Here is a 14843-nt window from a genome sequence, read left to right as displayed (position 1 = left end):
AAGCTGCATGACTACCCCTACTCACTTCTCGCGCCGCCGCTTCCTCGGCTCCATGCTGGGCCTGGCAGGCAGCACGGCCGCGCCCTTCGCCCTCAACCTGGCCGCCATGGGGCAGGCTGCGGCCCAGTCCGTCGACGACTACAAGGCCCTCGTCTGCCTGTTCATGAACGGCGGCAACGATACCTTCAACACGGTGCTGGCCACCGACACGCCTTCATGGAGTGAATATGTGCGCCTGCGCAACACAGGCAGCAACGATTCGATCCACCTGCCCGGCGTCGGCGAAACGGGCGGCGTGCTGCCGATCACGCCCGCCACGGCCCAGGCGGGCCGCAGCTTTGCCCTGCATCCCGCGCTCGCTCCCGTGAAAGACCTGTTCGACGGCGGCCGCGCCGCCATCGTGGCCAATGTCGGCACCCTGATCCAGCCCCTGACCCTGGCCCAATACAAGGCGGGCAATGTGGCGCTGCCGCCGAAACTGTTTTCGCATAACGACCAGCAATCGACGTGGCAATCGGGCTTGCCGGAAGGCGCCAGCATCGGCTGGGGCGGACGCCTGGGCGACCTGCTCGGCGCCGGCAACGCGAATGCGACGTTTACCGCCATCTCGGCCGCGTCGAACGCGCTCTTCCTCAGCGGGCGCCAGGTGCGCCAGTTCCAGGTGGGCCGGGCGGGCGCCGTGCCGATCCGCAATATCGGCGGCGGCTACCTGTTCGACACCACCGAGGGTGAAACCGCCTTGCGCGACATCATCAGCACGGCGGGCGACGACATGATGGAGCAGGAACACGTGGCAACGGTGCAACGCGCCATTTCCAGCCAGAGCGTGCTGAGCGGCGCCATGCTGGCGGCCGGCGCGGGCGGCGTGCCCAATCCGCCACCCTATATCAACCCGAACACGGGCGCGTCCAGCGTCAACCAACTGGCCGTGCAATTGCAGACGGTGGCGCGCATCATCGGCGGGCGCGGCCCTCTGGGAGCGAAACGGCAAGTGTTTTATGTGACCCTGGGCAGCTTCGACACGCATGACCGCCAGAAGGAGCTGCATGGCGACCTGATGGCGCGCCTGGCGCACGCGCTCGCGTATTTCGACGCAACCCTGGCGGCCCTGCAAGGTGCCGACGTGCGGCGCCAGGTGACGACGTTTACGGCCTCGGACTTCGGCCGCACCTTCAGCAGCAACGGCGACGGCACGGATCACGGCTGGGGCGCGCACCACTTTGTCGTGGGCGGCGCCGTAAAGGGCCGCGACATCTACGGCGCCTTCCCCACCACGGGCCTGGGCCATGCGCTGGACGTCGGTTCCGGCGCCCTGCTGCCGACCACGTCCGTCGACCAGTACGGCGCCACCCTGGCCAAGTGGTTCGGCGTGGCCGACAGCCAGCTGGCCGAGGTGTTCCCGAACATCGGCAACTTCAGCCGGCGCGACCTGGGGTTCATGACGGCAGGCTAGCCGTTCACGGAGATGGTCAAGGTGGCCACATAGCCATCCGTGGCATTGCCCGTCACCGTGGCCATCTGCAAGCTGGTGCCGTCGCCAAAGACATTGTCGCTGGCATAGCTGATTTGCGCCAGGTTGCGCACGCTGGCCGTGTAGCCGCTGGCCGTGTAGGCCTCGTTCAAGGTTGCCATCGAGAAAGTGAACTGCGACGTCTTGATGCGGTTCGAGGCAGAGGCCGCCTTGGCCAGGCTGGGATAGACCTCAAAGTGCACGTGCGGCATGCACCCGGCGTAGCAGCCGGGAAAGATGGTCGTGAAGGCAAGGTTGCCGGCGCTGTCCGTTTCCTGCACGCCGCGCAAGTAATTTTGCGCCGTCACGCCGCTCGAATACAGCGAATACAGGCCGTCGCGGTCGCAATGCCACAGATAGACGGCGTAGCCGGCCAGGCTGGCGCAGCCGCCGCTGGCGTTAAGCAACTGCAAATGGATGGTCAAGGGCACGCCCGCCGCCGCACCCGTGGCGCCATTGAAACTGGCGCGGATATCGCTGCGTACGAAGCCCGTCTGGTTCAGCACATTGATGATGCTGCCGCCATGCGTGTTCGTGCCATCGGCAGGATACGGCCCGCCCGTCTCCTCGGGTATCACCGTGCAGGCGCCCGTGGCCGGCACTGTGACGGTGCCGCTGCTGGCCGCCGTGGCGCCGGCGTCCGAACTACCGCCACAGCCGATCAAAGGCAAGGTGGCGGCGCCGGCCAGCAGCCAGCGCAGCACTTGCCGCCGCTCAGCCGCCTGTCGCCGCATCATTTCGAGGTCGGATGCAAGATCGTGATCATGTAATTCCATACGTACTCCATCAAGTGGGGCAAGCCCGCCAGGGCGGGGTTCAGGCTGGCGCACAGGTACAAAACCTGCGTGGCCCGTCGCGAGAGCGCCTCGATGCGCATGCTGGCTCTCCCTGTGGTCGCGCCGGCCGCTTACTCGGGGCGCTCTAGCCGACGCGGGCCCTGGCGGCCGTCGCTCCGCTGCTGCGCCTGCTGGCGCTGTTCCGGCGTCAGCACGGCCAGCAATTGCTGCTCGAGGCGCGCCTGCAGCAAGCTGATCTGCGCCATGGCTTGCGCCGCCGTGCTGGCCAGCGCACTGGCCTTCGCATCGTCGTAGGCGCTGGATCCGGCCAGCGTGTGCAGCTGTTCATGGGCCTTGAAAGCGATCTTTTCCTGTTCCCGCAGCAAGGGCGCCTGAGCGTAGGTGGCGGCGAAAATCTTGTCCTGCTGCGCTTCGTTCAGCTCGATGCCATGCAGAAACGGCGGCAAGACTGGCGGCGGCCCAGGCTGGGCCAGAGCCAGCAGCGGCATGCTGCAAGCGGACAGCAGCAACAAAGAGACGACGATACTCAGGTATTTCATCGGGATTTCCTTTCGTGGCGATCAGCCCTGATTGTCGGCGCCTGGTGTGTAAAGCAACGTCAAGGCCGCGTAAAAGCGGGTAAAGGAAGGTGCGCAAATGTAAGCGGACCTATGTAAAAGCGGGTAAAACCACCGTGAACGGCCCCCTTTGACTGCTATCATCGGGCGATATTCACCCGAAAAAAGCACAGGCATGAGCAAGGTTTTGTTAATCGATGACGACGTGGAACTGGTCGGCATGTTCCAGGAATACTTGACGCAGGAAGGTTTTGATGCGCGCGCCGTGCATGACGGCGAAAGCGGCGCGGCCGAAGCGCTGACGGGCCTGTATGCCATCGCCATCCTCGACGTCATGATGCCGCGCATGAATGGCCTGGAAACCCTGCGCCGCATCCGTGCCGGCAGCAACCTGCCCATCTTGATGCTGACGGCGCGCGGCGACGATACGGACCGCATCGTGGGGCTGGAGCTGGGCGCCGACGATTACGTCACCAAACCGTGCACGCCGCGCGAGCTGACGGCGCGCATCCGCGCCATCCTGCGCCGTTCGCAAGCCGTGCCGCATGATGCGTCTGGCCTGGCGCCGCTGACCGTGGGACAACTGACGATGTGGCCCGAACAGCGCCGCGTTGCCTGGGCCGGCGGGCACCTGGAACTGACGAGCACGGAATTCAATTTGCTGGAAGTGCTGGTGCGCCATGCGGGCAAGCCCGTGAGCAAGAATCAATTGTCGGAACTGGGTCTGGGACGGCCCATGGCCCGCTTCGACCGCAATATCGACGTGCACTTGAGCAGCCTGCGCCGCAAGCTCGGCAGCCTGGCCGATGGCCGTTCCTGCCTGCAAACCGTGTACCGTCTCGGCTACCAGCTGATCAAGGAGTAAGCGTGGGCCGTCTGTTCTGGAAGTTTTTTCTGTGCATCATGCTGGCGCAAGTGACGGCCACCATCGGCATCGGCGGCACCTTCTGGCTGAAAAACCGGGCAGCGCAGCAGGAACGGGCCCTCGACATCGATACCAGTCCGCCCGCGCAAATGATCATCGAGGCCGCCAGCGCCACTCTGGAGGCAGGCGGCAGCCAGGCCTTGCGGCAATTCCTGGGCAAGCTCGAACGCATGCGCGTGTTTGCCGTCGATGCCAAAGGACAAGAATTGATGGGCCGCACGGTGCATCCCGCCATGCTGGCCAAGGCGCACACCATGCTGGAGCAGGGCCAGGCCCATCCCGTCGTGCGCGAAGCGTCTGGCAGCGACGGCAAGCGCTACCTGCTGTTCCTGCCCTCGTCCGAACGTTTCCGCCATGCCGAGGCGGGCGCCGCGCGCGACACGCTCAACGCCGTCGCCATGAGCGGCCCGCGCGCCATGGGAGCCGGTCCACGGCCGCACGAAGCGGGCGCGCCACCACGCGGCGAATTCGGCCGCGGCATGCCGCCGCGCATGGACACGCCCTACCGCAACTTCATCCCCCTGGCCGCAGCCATCGCCGCCAGTTTGCTGTTCGCCTTTTTGCTGGCCTGGTATTTTGCGCGCCCCATCCGCGACTTGCGGCAGGCGTTCGAAGCCGCCTCGCACGGCAACCTGGCGCCGCGCTTTCACGCCAGCGGCAAGCGCGGCGATGAATTGACGGACCTGGGCCGCGATTTCGACCGCATGACGGGCCGCTTGCGCAGCCTGATGGATAGCCAGACGCGCTTGCTGCATGATGTGTCGCACGAGCTGCGCTCGCCGCTGGCGCGCTTGCAGGCCGCCATCGGCCTGGCGCACCAGCAACCGGAAAAGATGGCCGCCTCGATGCAGCGCATCGAACGCGAAAGCGAGCGCATGGATAAACTGATCGGTGAACTGCTGACCCTGTCACGGCTGGAGGCCGGCGCCGCGCAAGCGGGTGCCGGGCACACGCACAGCGAAGACGTCAGCATCGCCGATCTCGTGCACGACATCGTGGACGACGCCCGCTATGAAGCCAGGGCGCGCCTGCTGGGCATAGCCCTGGCGGGCGACGCGGCCATGGCCGACGCCAGCGTCACGGGCCAGCCGGAACTGCTGGCCCGCGCCGTGGAAAACGTCGTGCGCAATGCCGTCAAGCACAGCCCCGATGGCGGCACGGTGCACGTGGAACTGTCGCGCCAGCATGATGGCAAGCAAGAATGGCTACGCATCGCCGTGCTGGACCGTGGCCCCGGCGTGGCCAGCACCGACCTGACCCGCATTTTTGAACCGTTCTTCCGCGCCGCCAATACCCAGCACAGCACGGATGGCCACGGCCTGGGCCTGGCCATCGCCCGGCACGTCATCAGCGCCCATGGCGGCCGCATCAGTGCCAGCTTGCGCGGCGGTGGCGGCTTGTGCGTGGAAATGCTGTTGCCCGTCAAAACGCCAGGCTGACCTGTCGGCGAGCCTGGCGTTTTTTTATGCGCGAATAAACTGTTACGCCTGCGTATCGATGATGCTGCCCAGGGTCGACGAGGTCGATTGCGCTGGACTCGTCGCCGTATCGGCGCTGCTGGCCGGCTGAGCGTCTTGCTGCGCCTGCGCGGCGGCAGCTTGCAACTGGGCAATTTGCGCCTGCAAGGCCTGGATTTGCTGCGCCAGCTGCTGCTGCAGCTTTTGCGACGCCTCCGTCTGCTCGCCCTTCTGCGACTCCGTCAACTGCTTTTGCGCCGCCGTGATCTGCTTTTGCAGCGCCGCGATCTGCGAACCGCTGCCCGCACTGGCGCTACTGGCCGCGCCGACTGCGCCGACTGCGCCGCCTGAACCGATTGCCGCTACCATACTGCCTCCTCAGTGTTTCAATACCAAGGTTAACGGCAGGCATGAGGGGCGGATATAGGGCGGCGGGTGTAAAGGCAGGTAAAGACGGCTAAACCGGCTGGCGCCCCGCCTTCGCTGCGATCAGGTCTTCGGCAAGGTCACGCCAACCTGGCCCTGGTATTTGCCGCCGCGGTCCTTGTACGACGTTTCGCACACTTCATCGGACTCGAAGAACAGCACTTGCGCCACGCCTTCGTTGGCGTAGATTTTTGCCGGCAGCGGGGTCGTATTGGAAAACTCCAGGGTCACATAGCCTTCCCATTCCGGTTCGAACGGGGTGACGTTGACGATGATGCCGCAGCGCGCATAGGTGCTCTTGCCCAGGCAAATCGTCAGCACGTTGCGGGGAATGCGGAAGTATTCCACGGTACGGGCCAGCGCGAACGAGTTCGGCGGAATGATGCAATAGCCCTTGCCCGACACGTCGACGAAGTTATTTGCGTCAAAATCCTTGGGGTCGACGATGGTGGTGTTGATATTGGTGAACAACTTGAACTCGTCGGCGCAACGGATGTCATAACCATAGCTGGACGTGCCATAGGACACGATACGGTTGCCGTCGCGTTCCTTGACCTGGCCCGGTTCGAACGGCTCGATCATGCCCGTTGTTTCCGCCATGCGGCGTATCCATTTATCGCTTTTAATCGTCATCGCAGGGGTATCTTTCTAGAATATCGGAATGGCTGGGGCCGCACGCCTGCTGCAGGCGCGGCCCGGATGGCAGGATTTTACGCGAAAATCCGCCGCCGTTGGCCCCCATCGCCTGAAAATCCCTGGCGATATTCTATTGTTTCGCCAGCAATGCCGTGATCATCTCGCGCACCACTTGCGCCGTCAGTTCCGGGTTTTCCATGGGAAACAGATGGCCGCCCGGCACTTGGCGGAAAAACTTGCCGACCAGCTTGCGCGTGGCCGTCAAGCCCGCCTGGCGGCATTCCACCGATTCCGTGCCGCCGATAAAGCCGATGGGCACTGGCAAGCCATCCTTGACGAGGCCGCCGATATGGTGCGGCAAGCTGCGGTAGACATCCGTTTCCACTTCGCGCGTAAAGCGCAGCTGCACCCCTTCCGGATGGGGTTCCAGGCCGCTGTCGATGTAGTCGCGCAAGACCTGCGGCGCCCAGATGGCGAACATGTCCTTGGCGGCAAAATGCTCATAGGCCGCTTGCGCATCGGGCCACAGCTTGCGCCGCCGGGCGGAAAAACGTGACGGCGAGAACCGCTCGCCCAGCGCCGTGTTGCGCGCCAGGCGCACCAGCAAGGCGCGCCAGCCCGCCACCACGGGCGAATCGAGCAAGACCACGCAGCGCACGAGATCGGGCCGCTGCTTGGCCACCATCACGCTGAGCATGCCGCCGAGCGAATGGCCGACGAGAATCACGGGCGCGCTGTAGCGCCGTTCGAGCTCGTCGATATATTCGCGCACCAGCTCGGGCCAGCCCGTGCTGACGGGATAATTCGGGTCGTGCGCGTGCATGTCGAGCGCCTGCACGGTGTAGTGCTGGCCCAGCAAGCCAAACAGCTTGCGGTAGGTGCCGGCAGGATAACTATTGGCGTGGGCAAAGTGCAGTTGCGGGAGGGTCATCCTGGGACGGTGCCGGTGAATGCGATACACAATTGTAATGGCATGCCGGCAAGACGGATCAGAGGAAGGCCTCTAATTGTCCCTGCGACCGCGTCATGCCGGGCACGAACGAAGCCAGTACCTCGCCCAGCTCCGCGTTTGAATCCACCACGCAAAAAGCGTCGTCAAACGCGTGATGACGGTTCATCTGATTGCGCACAACGATGCATTCCAGCCCCGCCGCATTGGCGGCGCGCAAGCCGCGCGGCGAATCTTCCACGGCCACGCAGTCGGCGGCGGCCAGGCCCAGGCGCTGCAAGCCCAGCTGGTAGCCGTCCGGCGCCGGCTTGCTGTCGCCATACATTTCACGCGTCAGCACGAAGTCGAAGTGGCCGAGCATGCCTGTGGCCGCATGGCTGATCCGGAAATGCTGTTCGTAGGCACTGGTGACCACGCCCATGGCCACGTGCGGGCGCAACGCCGCCAGTACTTGCTTGACGCCGGGCATGGCCAGCTGCCGCGCCTGGCGCAGGCGTTGCGCAAACAGCACGGTGCGTTCGGCCCGCAGGCGCTCGACCAGCTCGATGTCGTGCCCCTGCCCCAGCAGCACATGCCAGGCACCATAGTTATTGTCCAGGAACCAGTCAAAAAATTGCTTTGGCGTCAGGTCTATGCCGTAGGGCAAGAGCAAGTCGCGGTTGCTTTCGTAAAACAGCTGCTCGGTGTTGACCAGCACACCATCGTTGTCCCACAGCACGCCCTGGATGGTTTTCATGGCTTGTTGTCGCTCTTGTTATCTATCAAAACTTACTTGAAGAAGATGTCGTAGGACAATTTCACGATCAGCAACACCAGCAGCACGAGGAAGAGGATGCGCACGAAGGCGGCACCGCGGCGCACGGCGATCCAGGTGCCCGTCAAGGCGCCCAGGATATTGCACACAGCCATCGGTGCGGCCACGGCGTAGACCACGTGACCGGCGGGAATGAAGAAGGCCAGCGCAGCCACGTTGGTGGCGATATTCACCAGTTTCGAACAGGCCGAGGCGAGGATGAAATCGAAGCCGAAGACGCGGATGAACAGGAAAATCAGGAAACTGCCCGTGCCAGGTCCGAACAGGCCGTCATAAAAGCCGATGGCGCCGCCGATGACGATGGCGAGAATGCGTTCGCGCGGACCGATGGGACGCGCTTCGCGGGTCGTGCCGAAATCCTTCTTGATGAAGGTATAGATGGCCATGATAATGATCAACACCAGCACCATGGGGCGCACCACCTGTTGCGGCACATACGACACGGCGGCCGCGCCGATGAAGGACATGACGAAGGCGCTGGCCACGGCCGGCAGCACCAGCAGCCAGGGGATATGCACCTTGCCGACAAACGAGCGGGCGGCAAACGTGGTGCCACAGGCGGACGCCAGTTTATTCGTGCCCAACAACGACGTCGAGGCCATGTTCGGCATCAGGTTGAACAGGGCCGGCAGTTGTATCAACCCGCCCCCGCCCACGGCGGCATCGATCAGGCCGGCAAAGAAGGCAAATAAACACAGCAGCGAGATGGTCAGCATGATAGGCAATGAGGAATGATCGACAGCGGCAGTATAGGCGCCGTGGATTTTTCCGGATGCAACTTCAAATTGCGGAAAACGCAATCAGGCGTAACGCTTGACGGAATGCGCCAGGTGGCCTGACTACTGCTGGCTGGTTATCATTGTGAACACGTTTTCCATCGGTCCCAGGTTGCCGGCAAAACTCACAGTGGCCGCATCTATCCAGGTTTTTTGAGACACTTTAGTGTAGTCGAGATCGAAGCCCGCATGCCGTGCCAGTTGCTCGATGAATTGCCGCGTGCTGCGTCCTTTGCCCTCTCTGAACGGATGCAGGGCATTGATTTCGGCATAGTGATAGGCGAGGCGCGTAATGAATATCGGCTTATCGAGCGCGACAAGCAGCTTGTCGCGTGCAATGGCTGGAAAGACCTGCTTGTCTGCATAGTTCTGGATCGCGGCGTGATGCGCGAAAAACGTGGAACCCTTGGAAATATCCACGGTCCGAATTTTTCCGGCCCAAGCATACAGGTCTTGAAAAAGGTAGGAATGTATTGCTTGCAAGTGTGCTAAATCGAATCGTCCAACAACTGGGCTTTCCTGAAGCTCCATGGAGCGCTCGGCAGTTTTACGAAATTCGAACTGCCTCAATCGTTCCTTGTCACGGATATCCGGCTTGTTACGCAGGATATCCGTACCAGGATAACAATAGGGGTCATTGAAAGTCACGCGGCATGCAGCACTGGCGTTTTTTCCTGGTCATCCGCGCTGACACCAAATTGGACATCGGTCATTGCGCGCACCTGGACAAGCGTAAGTTCACCTTGAATATAGCGGTCAAGCAACGCCAAGTATTGCGGATCTGGCTCAAAGCCTTCAATTGCCCAACTTGCCAGTGTTTGATTGACGGAGCGTTGACGATCTTGCTGGGTAAATTTGGCCATCAATTTCTCCCGTAGAAACGATATTTCAAGGCAGATTTTAGCATGCTACGCAATGATTGACTTGGCAGCCATGCGGCACTGCCCGAAGTTACTCATGGGAATAGCCGCTCCCCGCACCCCCACGTGTTCATTCGTGCGCATTGCGAAAAACGCCATGTGGCATCGCACTTGACGAAATGCCTGACACTGCGGTCTACTGGCCTCTTTTGCCAGGAGTCACCGATGTCGATGAAACTGATGTGGGAGATCCGCGCATTTTGCACCGTGGTGGAAAAGCGCAGCTTCATCCACGCGGCACGCATGCTGGGACGCTCGCCGTCGGCCGTCACGCGCGCCATCCAGTTCCTCGAAGACGCCATCGGCGCCGAGCTGATCCTGCGCACGCAAAAACAGTTCACCCTGACAACGGCCGGCGAAACGTATTACGCATCGGCCAAGCACTTGCTGGAAACACAGGCCGAGGCGGAAGACCAACTGGCGGAATTGAGCAACTCGCCGCAAGGCTGGGTGCGCCTTTCCGCGCCGGAAATCCTGTCGCTGGGTTTTCTGCCGAAAGTGGTGGCACAGTTTTCGCGCGACTACCCGAACGTGTCCGTGGACATCCATTTCTCGGATAAATCGATCGACCCCATCCAGGAAAAGCTGGACTTTGCCATCCGCGGCGCCTTCCCCCAGTCGAGCGAGCTGATCGGCTACCCCCTGTGGAATTACCGCCGCTACATGTACGCCTCGCCCGACTATATAGAGCGCATGGGCGCGCCCGAGGAGCCGGAAGAGCTGGCCGGCCACGACATCATCATGCACTCGGCCCCCCGCATCCTGCGCGACTGGCATTTCGTCTCCAGCGAACGCAACGTGCGCTACCAGGTGCAGCCGCGCTTCCGCTTCACTTCCGGCATCGCCACCTTCCAGGCGGCCCTCGAAGGCGCCGGCATCGTGCGCCTGGCCAGCTGGCTGGCCGAGCCCGCCGTGGCCGCCGGCACCCTGCGCCGGGTCTGCACGGCGTACCGGCTGACGTCATCAAAAGAGCTCGATCCCAGCATTCATGCCGTGTATGGCACGTCGAGGATGGCCAAGGGGGCGCGGTTGTTTCTGGAGTATGTGCGGCAGCGGGGGCTGGAGATACCGGACGAGCGGGCAGATGTGGCGCGCACAGGATTAAACACGTAGGCATCGAGGCGCGACCGTCGCAGCCGGATGCCAGCCTAACTGCGTGGTGACAGCCTGCGGAATAGCCACGGAATGGCGAAAACAAGAAAGAGGAAAAATCCGAAGAAATAAAGACCGAAAAACTTCATGACAAAAAATCCGGCATCCCCGTCATCCATGACCTTATTTATTATTTTTTGCACTATGAAACTGTAAATAGCGTAAATCACTCCCCATTTAACAAGAAATTTAAAGGTGGCCAGGCGACGACGCTGATACATTTCCACAGAATCACTGGCATTCAGTTGATAGCCGAGATAACTGGCAAGCAAAAACAGGCCGATATTAAGGCTATACAAATTGAATAACATCTTGAGTTCATCGCCATCTGGTCCACTGCCGTTGACATGATACGACACGCTATAGCCATACACTAAGCTTAGGCAGAAAACCGCGAGAAACAGGAACCGGAAAGGCTTGGACATGATACAGAGTCCGCCAATAGCCACAAAAAAGCCAATTGCAAAAAACATACAAACCCTTCAGTTAATTCTACTTCCCCACATAACGTAACATCCACATGCGCTTTCCCGAGTGCAGTGACCATCGGTTGCCCGCTTGGCGGCATTATCCCGATGCATACCCACGAACGGCAAAGCCCTGCACCGACCAGCACGAAGTATAAATAAATTACCCAAAAGAAATATCACACAATGTCACCCGCACCTTAAAAAGGCTATTTCACCGTCAAGTGGCCTGGCGCTGGCGCAACGAGTCATGCACGAAGCGATGGACAGGCACATGCACGCCATCACTACCGGCCGTGCCAATAACGCGGCCGGCTGTCCCGATACCGCGTCACAGCTATCCCCTCCCCAAACTCCAGCACCACCGCGCCTTCCACATCCGTGCGCAGCCGGGCAATGCCCATGTCGCCATAGCGCGCATACACTTGCGCCTTCGGATGTTTATAGCGATTCCTGTGCCCGACCTGAAAAATAGCCAGGGTCGGATGGACGGCGTTCAAAAATGCCTGCGTGGAAGACGTCCCACTGCCGTGATGCGGCGCCAGCAGCACGTCGGCGGCCAGTTCGTCCTCCGCAGAACGAGCCAGCAATTGCGCCTCCTGCGCCGCTTCGATATCGCCGGCCAGCAAGATCGAGTGCTTGCCAGCCGTGATTTTCACGGTGCAGCTGCGGGCGTTCGGCTTCAGGGCAATGTCCATGTGGCTGGCCGGCAAAGGGTGCAACATGGCGAAGTGCACGCCTTCCCAGGTCCAGCTTTGACCGGCCACGCAATGCAGATAGGGGCGGTGCGACTCCCGCCGCGCCTCGACGGCCGGGTGGCCTTCGAACAGCGACGAGGCCAGCCAGCCCACCTGCACGTTTTCCAGCAGGGACATGGCGCCGCCCGCGTGATCGAGGTCGCTGTGGGAAATGATCACGCCGTCGAGCCTGCCTATGCCGCGTGCGCGCAAGTAAGGCACGATGACCCGGCTGGCGCCATCGGAGTCGAGACTGTAGGCGGGTCCCGTGTCGTACAGCAGGCGGTGATCATGCGTTTCCACCAGCACGGCCATGCCTTGTCCCACGTCAAAAGCCGTGATCCACATGTGGCCCGGCGGCGGGCTGGACGGTAAGGCCGTCAGCAGCGGCAGCCAGCCCAGCATGCCCGCCCAGCGGTGTGGCCAGCCACGTGGCGCCAGCAGCCATGCCGTGCCAAACAATGCCCAGCAAAAACTCCACATTGGCGGCGCGGGCGCCGTCCACACGGCAAAGCGGCGCGCACCCAGCCACTCGAGCAACTGCGCCAGCATCTGCACGATGGCGTGCGCCAGCAGCAGTAACCCATCGGACAAGGGCGCCGGCAGCAGGCTGCCCGCCAGGGACAAGGGCGTGACGACCAGGCTGATGATGGGGATGGCCAGCGAATTGGCCACAGGGCTGACCAGCGACACTTGCGAGAACAGCAGCATCGTCAACGGCACCAGCCCCACCGTCACCACATATTGCGTATGCGCGCCCAGCGCCACGGCTGCGCGCAGGCGGCGCCAGCGTCCAGCATGCAGCGGCATGGGCGCCGTGGTGCGCCCTGCCGTCGCGTACAGCATGGTGGCCACGGCACCAAACGACAGCCAGAAACCGGGCCACAGCACGGCCCACGGGTCGAGCAGCAGCACCACGCCCAGCGCCAGGCACAGGATATGCACGATGCTGGTGATGCGTCCGAGCCACAAGGCCAGCGCGACCACCAGCAACATATACAAGGTGCGCTGCGCGGGCACACCGAAGCCGGCCAGCAGCACATACACAAATGCCGCCAGCGCGCCGGCCAGGGCAGCCACCTTTTGCGCCGGCAAGCGCAAGGGCAGTTGCCAGTCGGTAAAGAATGAACGCCGCCACAACGCGCCCGCACCTAAGGCGAACAGGCCCGCGATCATGGTGATGTGCAAGCCGGAAATCGAGATCAGGTGACTGACGCCCGTGCGGTTGAACACTTGCCAGTCGGACTGGGGAATGGCGCGCTGATCGCCCACCACCAGCGCCACGATCACGCCCGCATACTGCTTGCCTTCCAGGCTGCGCAAGATGCGCGCACGCAGGGCCGCGCGACTGGCCTCCACCACGTTGCCGAAGCCGGGCACGAAGGCGGCCAGGCGCACGTTCGGCGTATCCGCGCGCGGCTGCGGCCTTACATAGCCCGTGGCGCGCACGCCCTGCTCCAGCAGCCACGCTTCATAGTCAAAACCCATCGGGTTCGCGTTGCCATGTGGACGCTGCAGGCGCACCGTCAAACGCCAGCGCTCGCCCGGCTGCACGTCGCCCACGGCGTTCGTCACTTCATCGCGAAAACCCGCATACCAGGACAAGGCGATCAAGGGAGGAACCTTCGCCCCAACAGCCTTCTCCACGGCAAAATTGAAGCGCACGCCCTGCTCGAAGCGGTACGGCAGACTGGCGATGGTGCCCGTAACAACAATGTCCTGCCCTTCATCGGCCAGCGCCAGTTGCGGCGCCATGGCGGCCTGGGCCAGCCAGGCGGCCCAGTAAAAGCCCAGTCCCACGCCACTAGCGAGCGCAACAGCGGCGCGCCAGTGCGCGTGGCGGCGCAGCAGCAGGGCCGCCGCCATCGCTGACCCGGCAACAGCCAGCAGCGCCGCGCCCGCATGCGGCGGCAGGCTGGCCTGCGTCTGCAGCCACGCGGCGCCGGCGGCAAAACCGAGGATCAGGGTGCGCATGGAAGCGTGATGGTCGCCAAGTGCGAAGATAGGCATCAGACTATAGAGCCGGCGCCGGCGCTCAGGCGGCTTTCCCGCCCTTCATCTGATCCAGCGCAACCGGGGCTGGGCTGGCGCTTGGAATATCAGCGCCCGGCGCCCTGGCGTATTGCATGCCTGGCGCATCGTCCGGGCGCCTGACAAAGCCATTTTTCAGATAGAAGCCGGCTTTTCCCTTCGCGCAAAAGAGCTGGATATCCTTGATACCCGATAAATGGCACTGTTCAACAAGCAGCGTCAATAGCTGTTCTCCGAGGCGGCGCTGCTGGTATTCGGGATCCACGATCATTTCTGTAATGAATGCATGTAGTTTCCCATCTGAAATTGCGCGCGCAAACGCCACCAGCTTGTCTCCATCATAGGCCGACACCGAGGCCCACGAACCTCGTAGCGCATCGGCGTAAAACCCCACATCGCGTTCAATCGGGCCCCAATTCGTCGTGTCGTAAAGATTCTTGAACGATAGGGCGGCAGGTGCTTCCAAAGAGAAAATAATTTTCATATGGCAAGATTCGACGGGCAAATGGAAAACCCCATTTTGAACGTTCTTTGCGCCTCGGGGAAAATTTACTTGCTACATGATCAATTTTGACGCGTAACGCGGCGCCGGCATGGCAGCGGTTGGGGCCTGCGCCTGGTGCGCGCGCGGCCGGCTAGGCAATGGCTTGCCGAACACCGCCCGGCCCCATCGACGGTATAATCGGCCT

17 protein-coding genes are annotated in these 14843 nt (G+C 62.3%); 4 read left to right on the top strand and 13 right to left on the bottom strand.

The genetic code is table 11. The features are described from left to right. The first annotated feature begins 7 nt into the window (after positions 1 to 7). Positions 8 to 1453: a DUF1501 domain-containing protein gene (locus ACPJXG_RS11875; RefSeq protein ID WP_425254371.1), complete on the top strand. Its 1446-nt coding sequence runs from the start codon at positions 8 to 10 to the stop codon at positions 1451 to 1453. Here the strand turns inward: ACPJXG_RS11875 and ACPJXG_RS11870 are convergent. Genes ACPJXG_RS11870 through ACPJXG_RS11860 form a run of 3 tightly spaced genes read right to left on the bottom strand, consistent with a single transcriptional unit; the run spans position 1450 to position 2846 of the window. Continuing rightward, positions 1450 to 2286 carry an intradiol ring-cleavage dioxygenase gene (locus ACPJXG_RS11870; protein ID WP_425254370.1) on the bottom strand — a complete coding sequence of 279 codons (837 nt, stop codon included), beginning with the start codon at positions 2284 to 2286 and terminating at the stop codon, positions 1450 to 1452. The genes ACPJXG_RS11875 and ACPJXG_RS11870 overlap by 4 nt on opposite strands. Continuing rightward, on the bottom strand, positions 2244 to 2387 hold the full coding sequence (locus tag ACPJXG_RS11865; RefSeq protein WP_425254369.1) for a hypothetical protein: 144 nt from the start codon (positions 2385 to 2387) through the stop codon (positions 2244 to 2246). Before ACPJXG_RS11865 ends, ACPJXG_RS11870 begins: the two co-directional genes overlap by 43 nt. Before the next feature lie 30 nt (positions 2388 to 2417). Further along, entirely contained in the window at positions 2418 to 2846 is a 429-nt protein-coding gene (locus ACPJXG_RS11860; RefSeq protein ID WP_425254368.1) for a Spy/CpxP family protein refolding chaperone, read from the bottom strand. Positions 2847 to 3039: 193 nt separating this feature from the next. Here ACPJXG_RS11860 and ACPJXG_RS11855 point away from each other — a divergent pair, with 193 nt between their 5' ends. After that, positions 3040 to 3729, top strand: a complete 690-nt coding sequence (locus tag ACPJXG_RS11855) for a response regulator transcription factor (RefSeq protein ID WP_176389168.1) — start codon at positions 3040 to 3042, stop codon at positions 3727 to 3729. A gap of 2 nt (positions 3730 to 3731) precedes the next feature. Next, positions 3732 to 5228, top strand: a complete 1497-nt coding sequence (locus ACPJXG_RS11850) for a HAMP domain-containing sensor histidine kinase (RefSeq protein WP_425254367.1) — start codon at positions 3732 to 3734, stop codon at positions 5226 to 5228. Between the two features lie 42 nt (positions 5229 to 5270). Here the strand turns inward: ACPJXG_RS11850 and ACPJXG_RS11845 are convergent, their stop codons facing one another. From ACPJXG_RS11845 to ACPJXG_RS11815, 7 genes are all read right to left on the bottom strand, one after another. Then, entirely contained in the window at positions 5271 to 5615 is a 345-nt protein-coding gene (locus tag ACPJXG_RS11845; RefSeq protein ID WP_051958669.1) for a FlxA-like family protein, read from the bottom strand. 120 nt (positions 5616 to 5735) lie between these two features. Next, positions 5736 to 6305 carry a dCTP deaminase gene (dcd, locus tag ACPJXG_RS11840; RefSeq protein ID WP_034755486.1) on the bottom strand — a complete coding sequence of 190 codons (570 nt, stop codon included), beginning with the start codon at positions 6303 to 6305 and terminating at the stop codon, positions 5736 to 5738. A 133-nt stretch (positions 6306 to 6438) separates the two neighbouring features. Then, on the bottom strand, positions 6439 to 7239 hold the full coding sequence (locus tag ACPJXG_RS11835; protein ID WP_425254366.1) for an alpha/beta fold hydrolase: 801 nt from the start codon (positions 7237 to 7239) through the stop codon (positions 6439 to 6441). 58 nt (positions 7240 to 7297) lie between these two features. Next, complete coding sequence (locus ACPJXG_RS11830; RefSeq protein ID WP_425254365.1) at positions 7298 to 7993, bottom strand: HAD family hydrolase; 696 nt, start codon at positions 7991 to 7993, stop codon at positions 7298 to 7300. Between the two features lie 32 nt (positions 7994 to 8025). Beyond that, positions 8026 to 8787: a sulfite exporter TauE/SafE family protein gene (locus ACPJXG_RS11825; protein ID WP_034756294.1), complete on the bottom strand. Its 762-nt coding sequence runs from the start codon at positions 8785 to 8787 to the stop codon at positions 8026 to 8028. Positions 8788 to 8910: 123 nt separating this feature from the next. Then, on the bottom strand, positions 8911 to 9495 hold the full coding sequence (locus tag ACPJXG_RS11820) for a Fic/DOC family protein (RefSeq protein WP_425254364.1): 585 nt from the start codon (positions 9493 to 9495) through the stop codon (positions 8911 to 8913). Further along, positions 9492 to 9710, bottom strand: a complete 219-nt coding sequence (locus tag ACPJXG_RS11815) for an antitoxin VbhA family protein (protein ID WP_425254363.1) — start codon at positions 9708 to 9710, stop codon at positions 9492 to 9494. Before ACPJXG_RS11815 ends, ACPJXG_RS11820 begins: the two co-directional genes overlap by 4 nt. A 222-nt stretch (positions 9711 to 9932) precedes the next feature. Between ACPJXG_RS11815 and ACPJXG_RS11810 the strand changes: the two genes are divergently transcribed. Beyond that, a complete protein-coding gene (locus ACPJXG_RS11810; protein ID WP_425254362.1) occupies positions 9933 to 10880 on the top strand; it encodes a LysR family transcriptional regulator in 948 nt (315 codons plus the stop codon). A gap of 35 nt (positions 10881 to 10915) precedes the next feature. Here the strand turns inward: ACPJXG_RS11810 and ACPJXG_RS11805 are convergent, their stop codons facing one another. The 3 genes from ACPJXG_RS11805 to ACPJXG_RS11795 all read right to left on the bottom strand — a co-directional run bounded on the left by ACPJXG_RS11805 (position 10916) and on the right by ACPJXG_RS11795 (position 14638). Further along, positions 10916 to 11392 carry a hypothetical protein gene (locus ACPJXG_RS11805; protein ID WP_425254361.1) on the bottom strand — a complete coding sequence of 159 codons (477 nt, stop codon included), beginning with the start codon at positions 11390 to 11392 and terminating at the stop codon, positions 10916 to 10918. A gap of 281 nt (positions 11393 to 11673) precedes the next feature. Next, positions 11674 to 14097, bottom strand: coding sequence for a DNA internalization-related competence protein ComEC/Rec2 (locus tag ACPJXG_RS11800; protein ID WP_425254740.1), 2424 nt, complete (start codon positions 14095 to 14097; stop codon positions 11674 to 11676). A 61-nt stretch (positions 14098 to 14158) separates the two neighbouring features. Beyond that, a complete protein-coding gene (locus tag ACPJXG_RS11795; RefSeq protein WP_402718529.1) occupies positions 14159 to 14638 on the bottom strand; it encodes a GNAT family N-acetyltransferase in 480 nt (159 codons plus the stop codon). Positions 14639 to 14843 lie beyond the last annotated feature (205 nt).

The organism is Janthinobacterium sp. NFX145, from assembly GCF_049810325.1.
Classification (GTDB): domain Bacteria; phylum Pseudomonadota; class Gammaproteobacteria; order Burkholderiales; family Burkholderiaceae_D; genus Janthinobacterium; species Janthinobacterium rivuli.
Note: the sequence above shows the minus strand (reverse complement) of the source record. Positions and strands in the feature narration are given on the sequence as shown.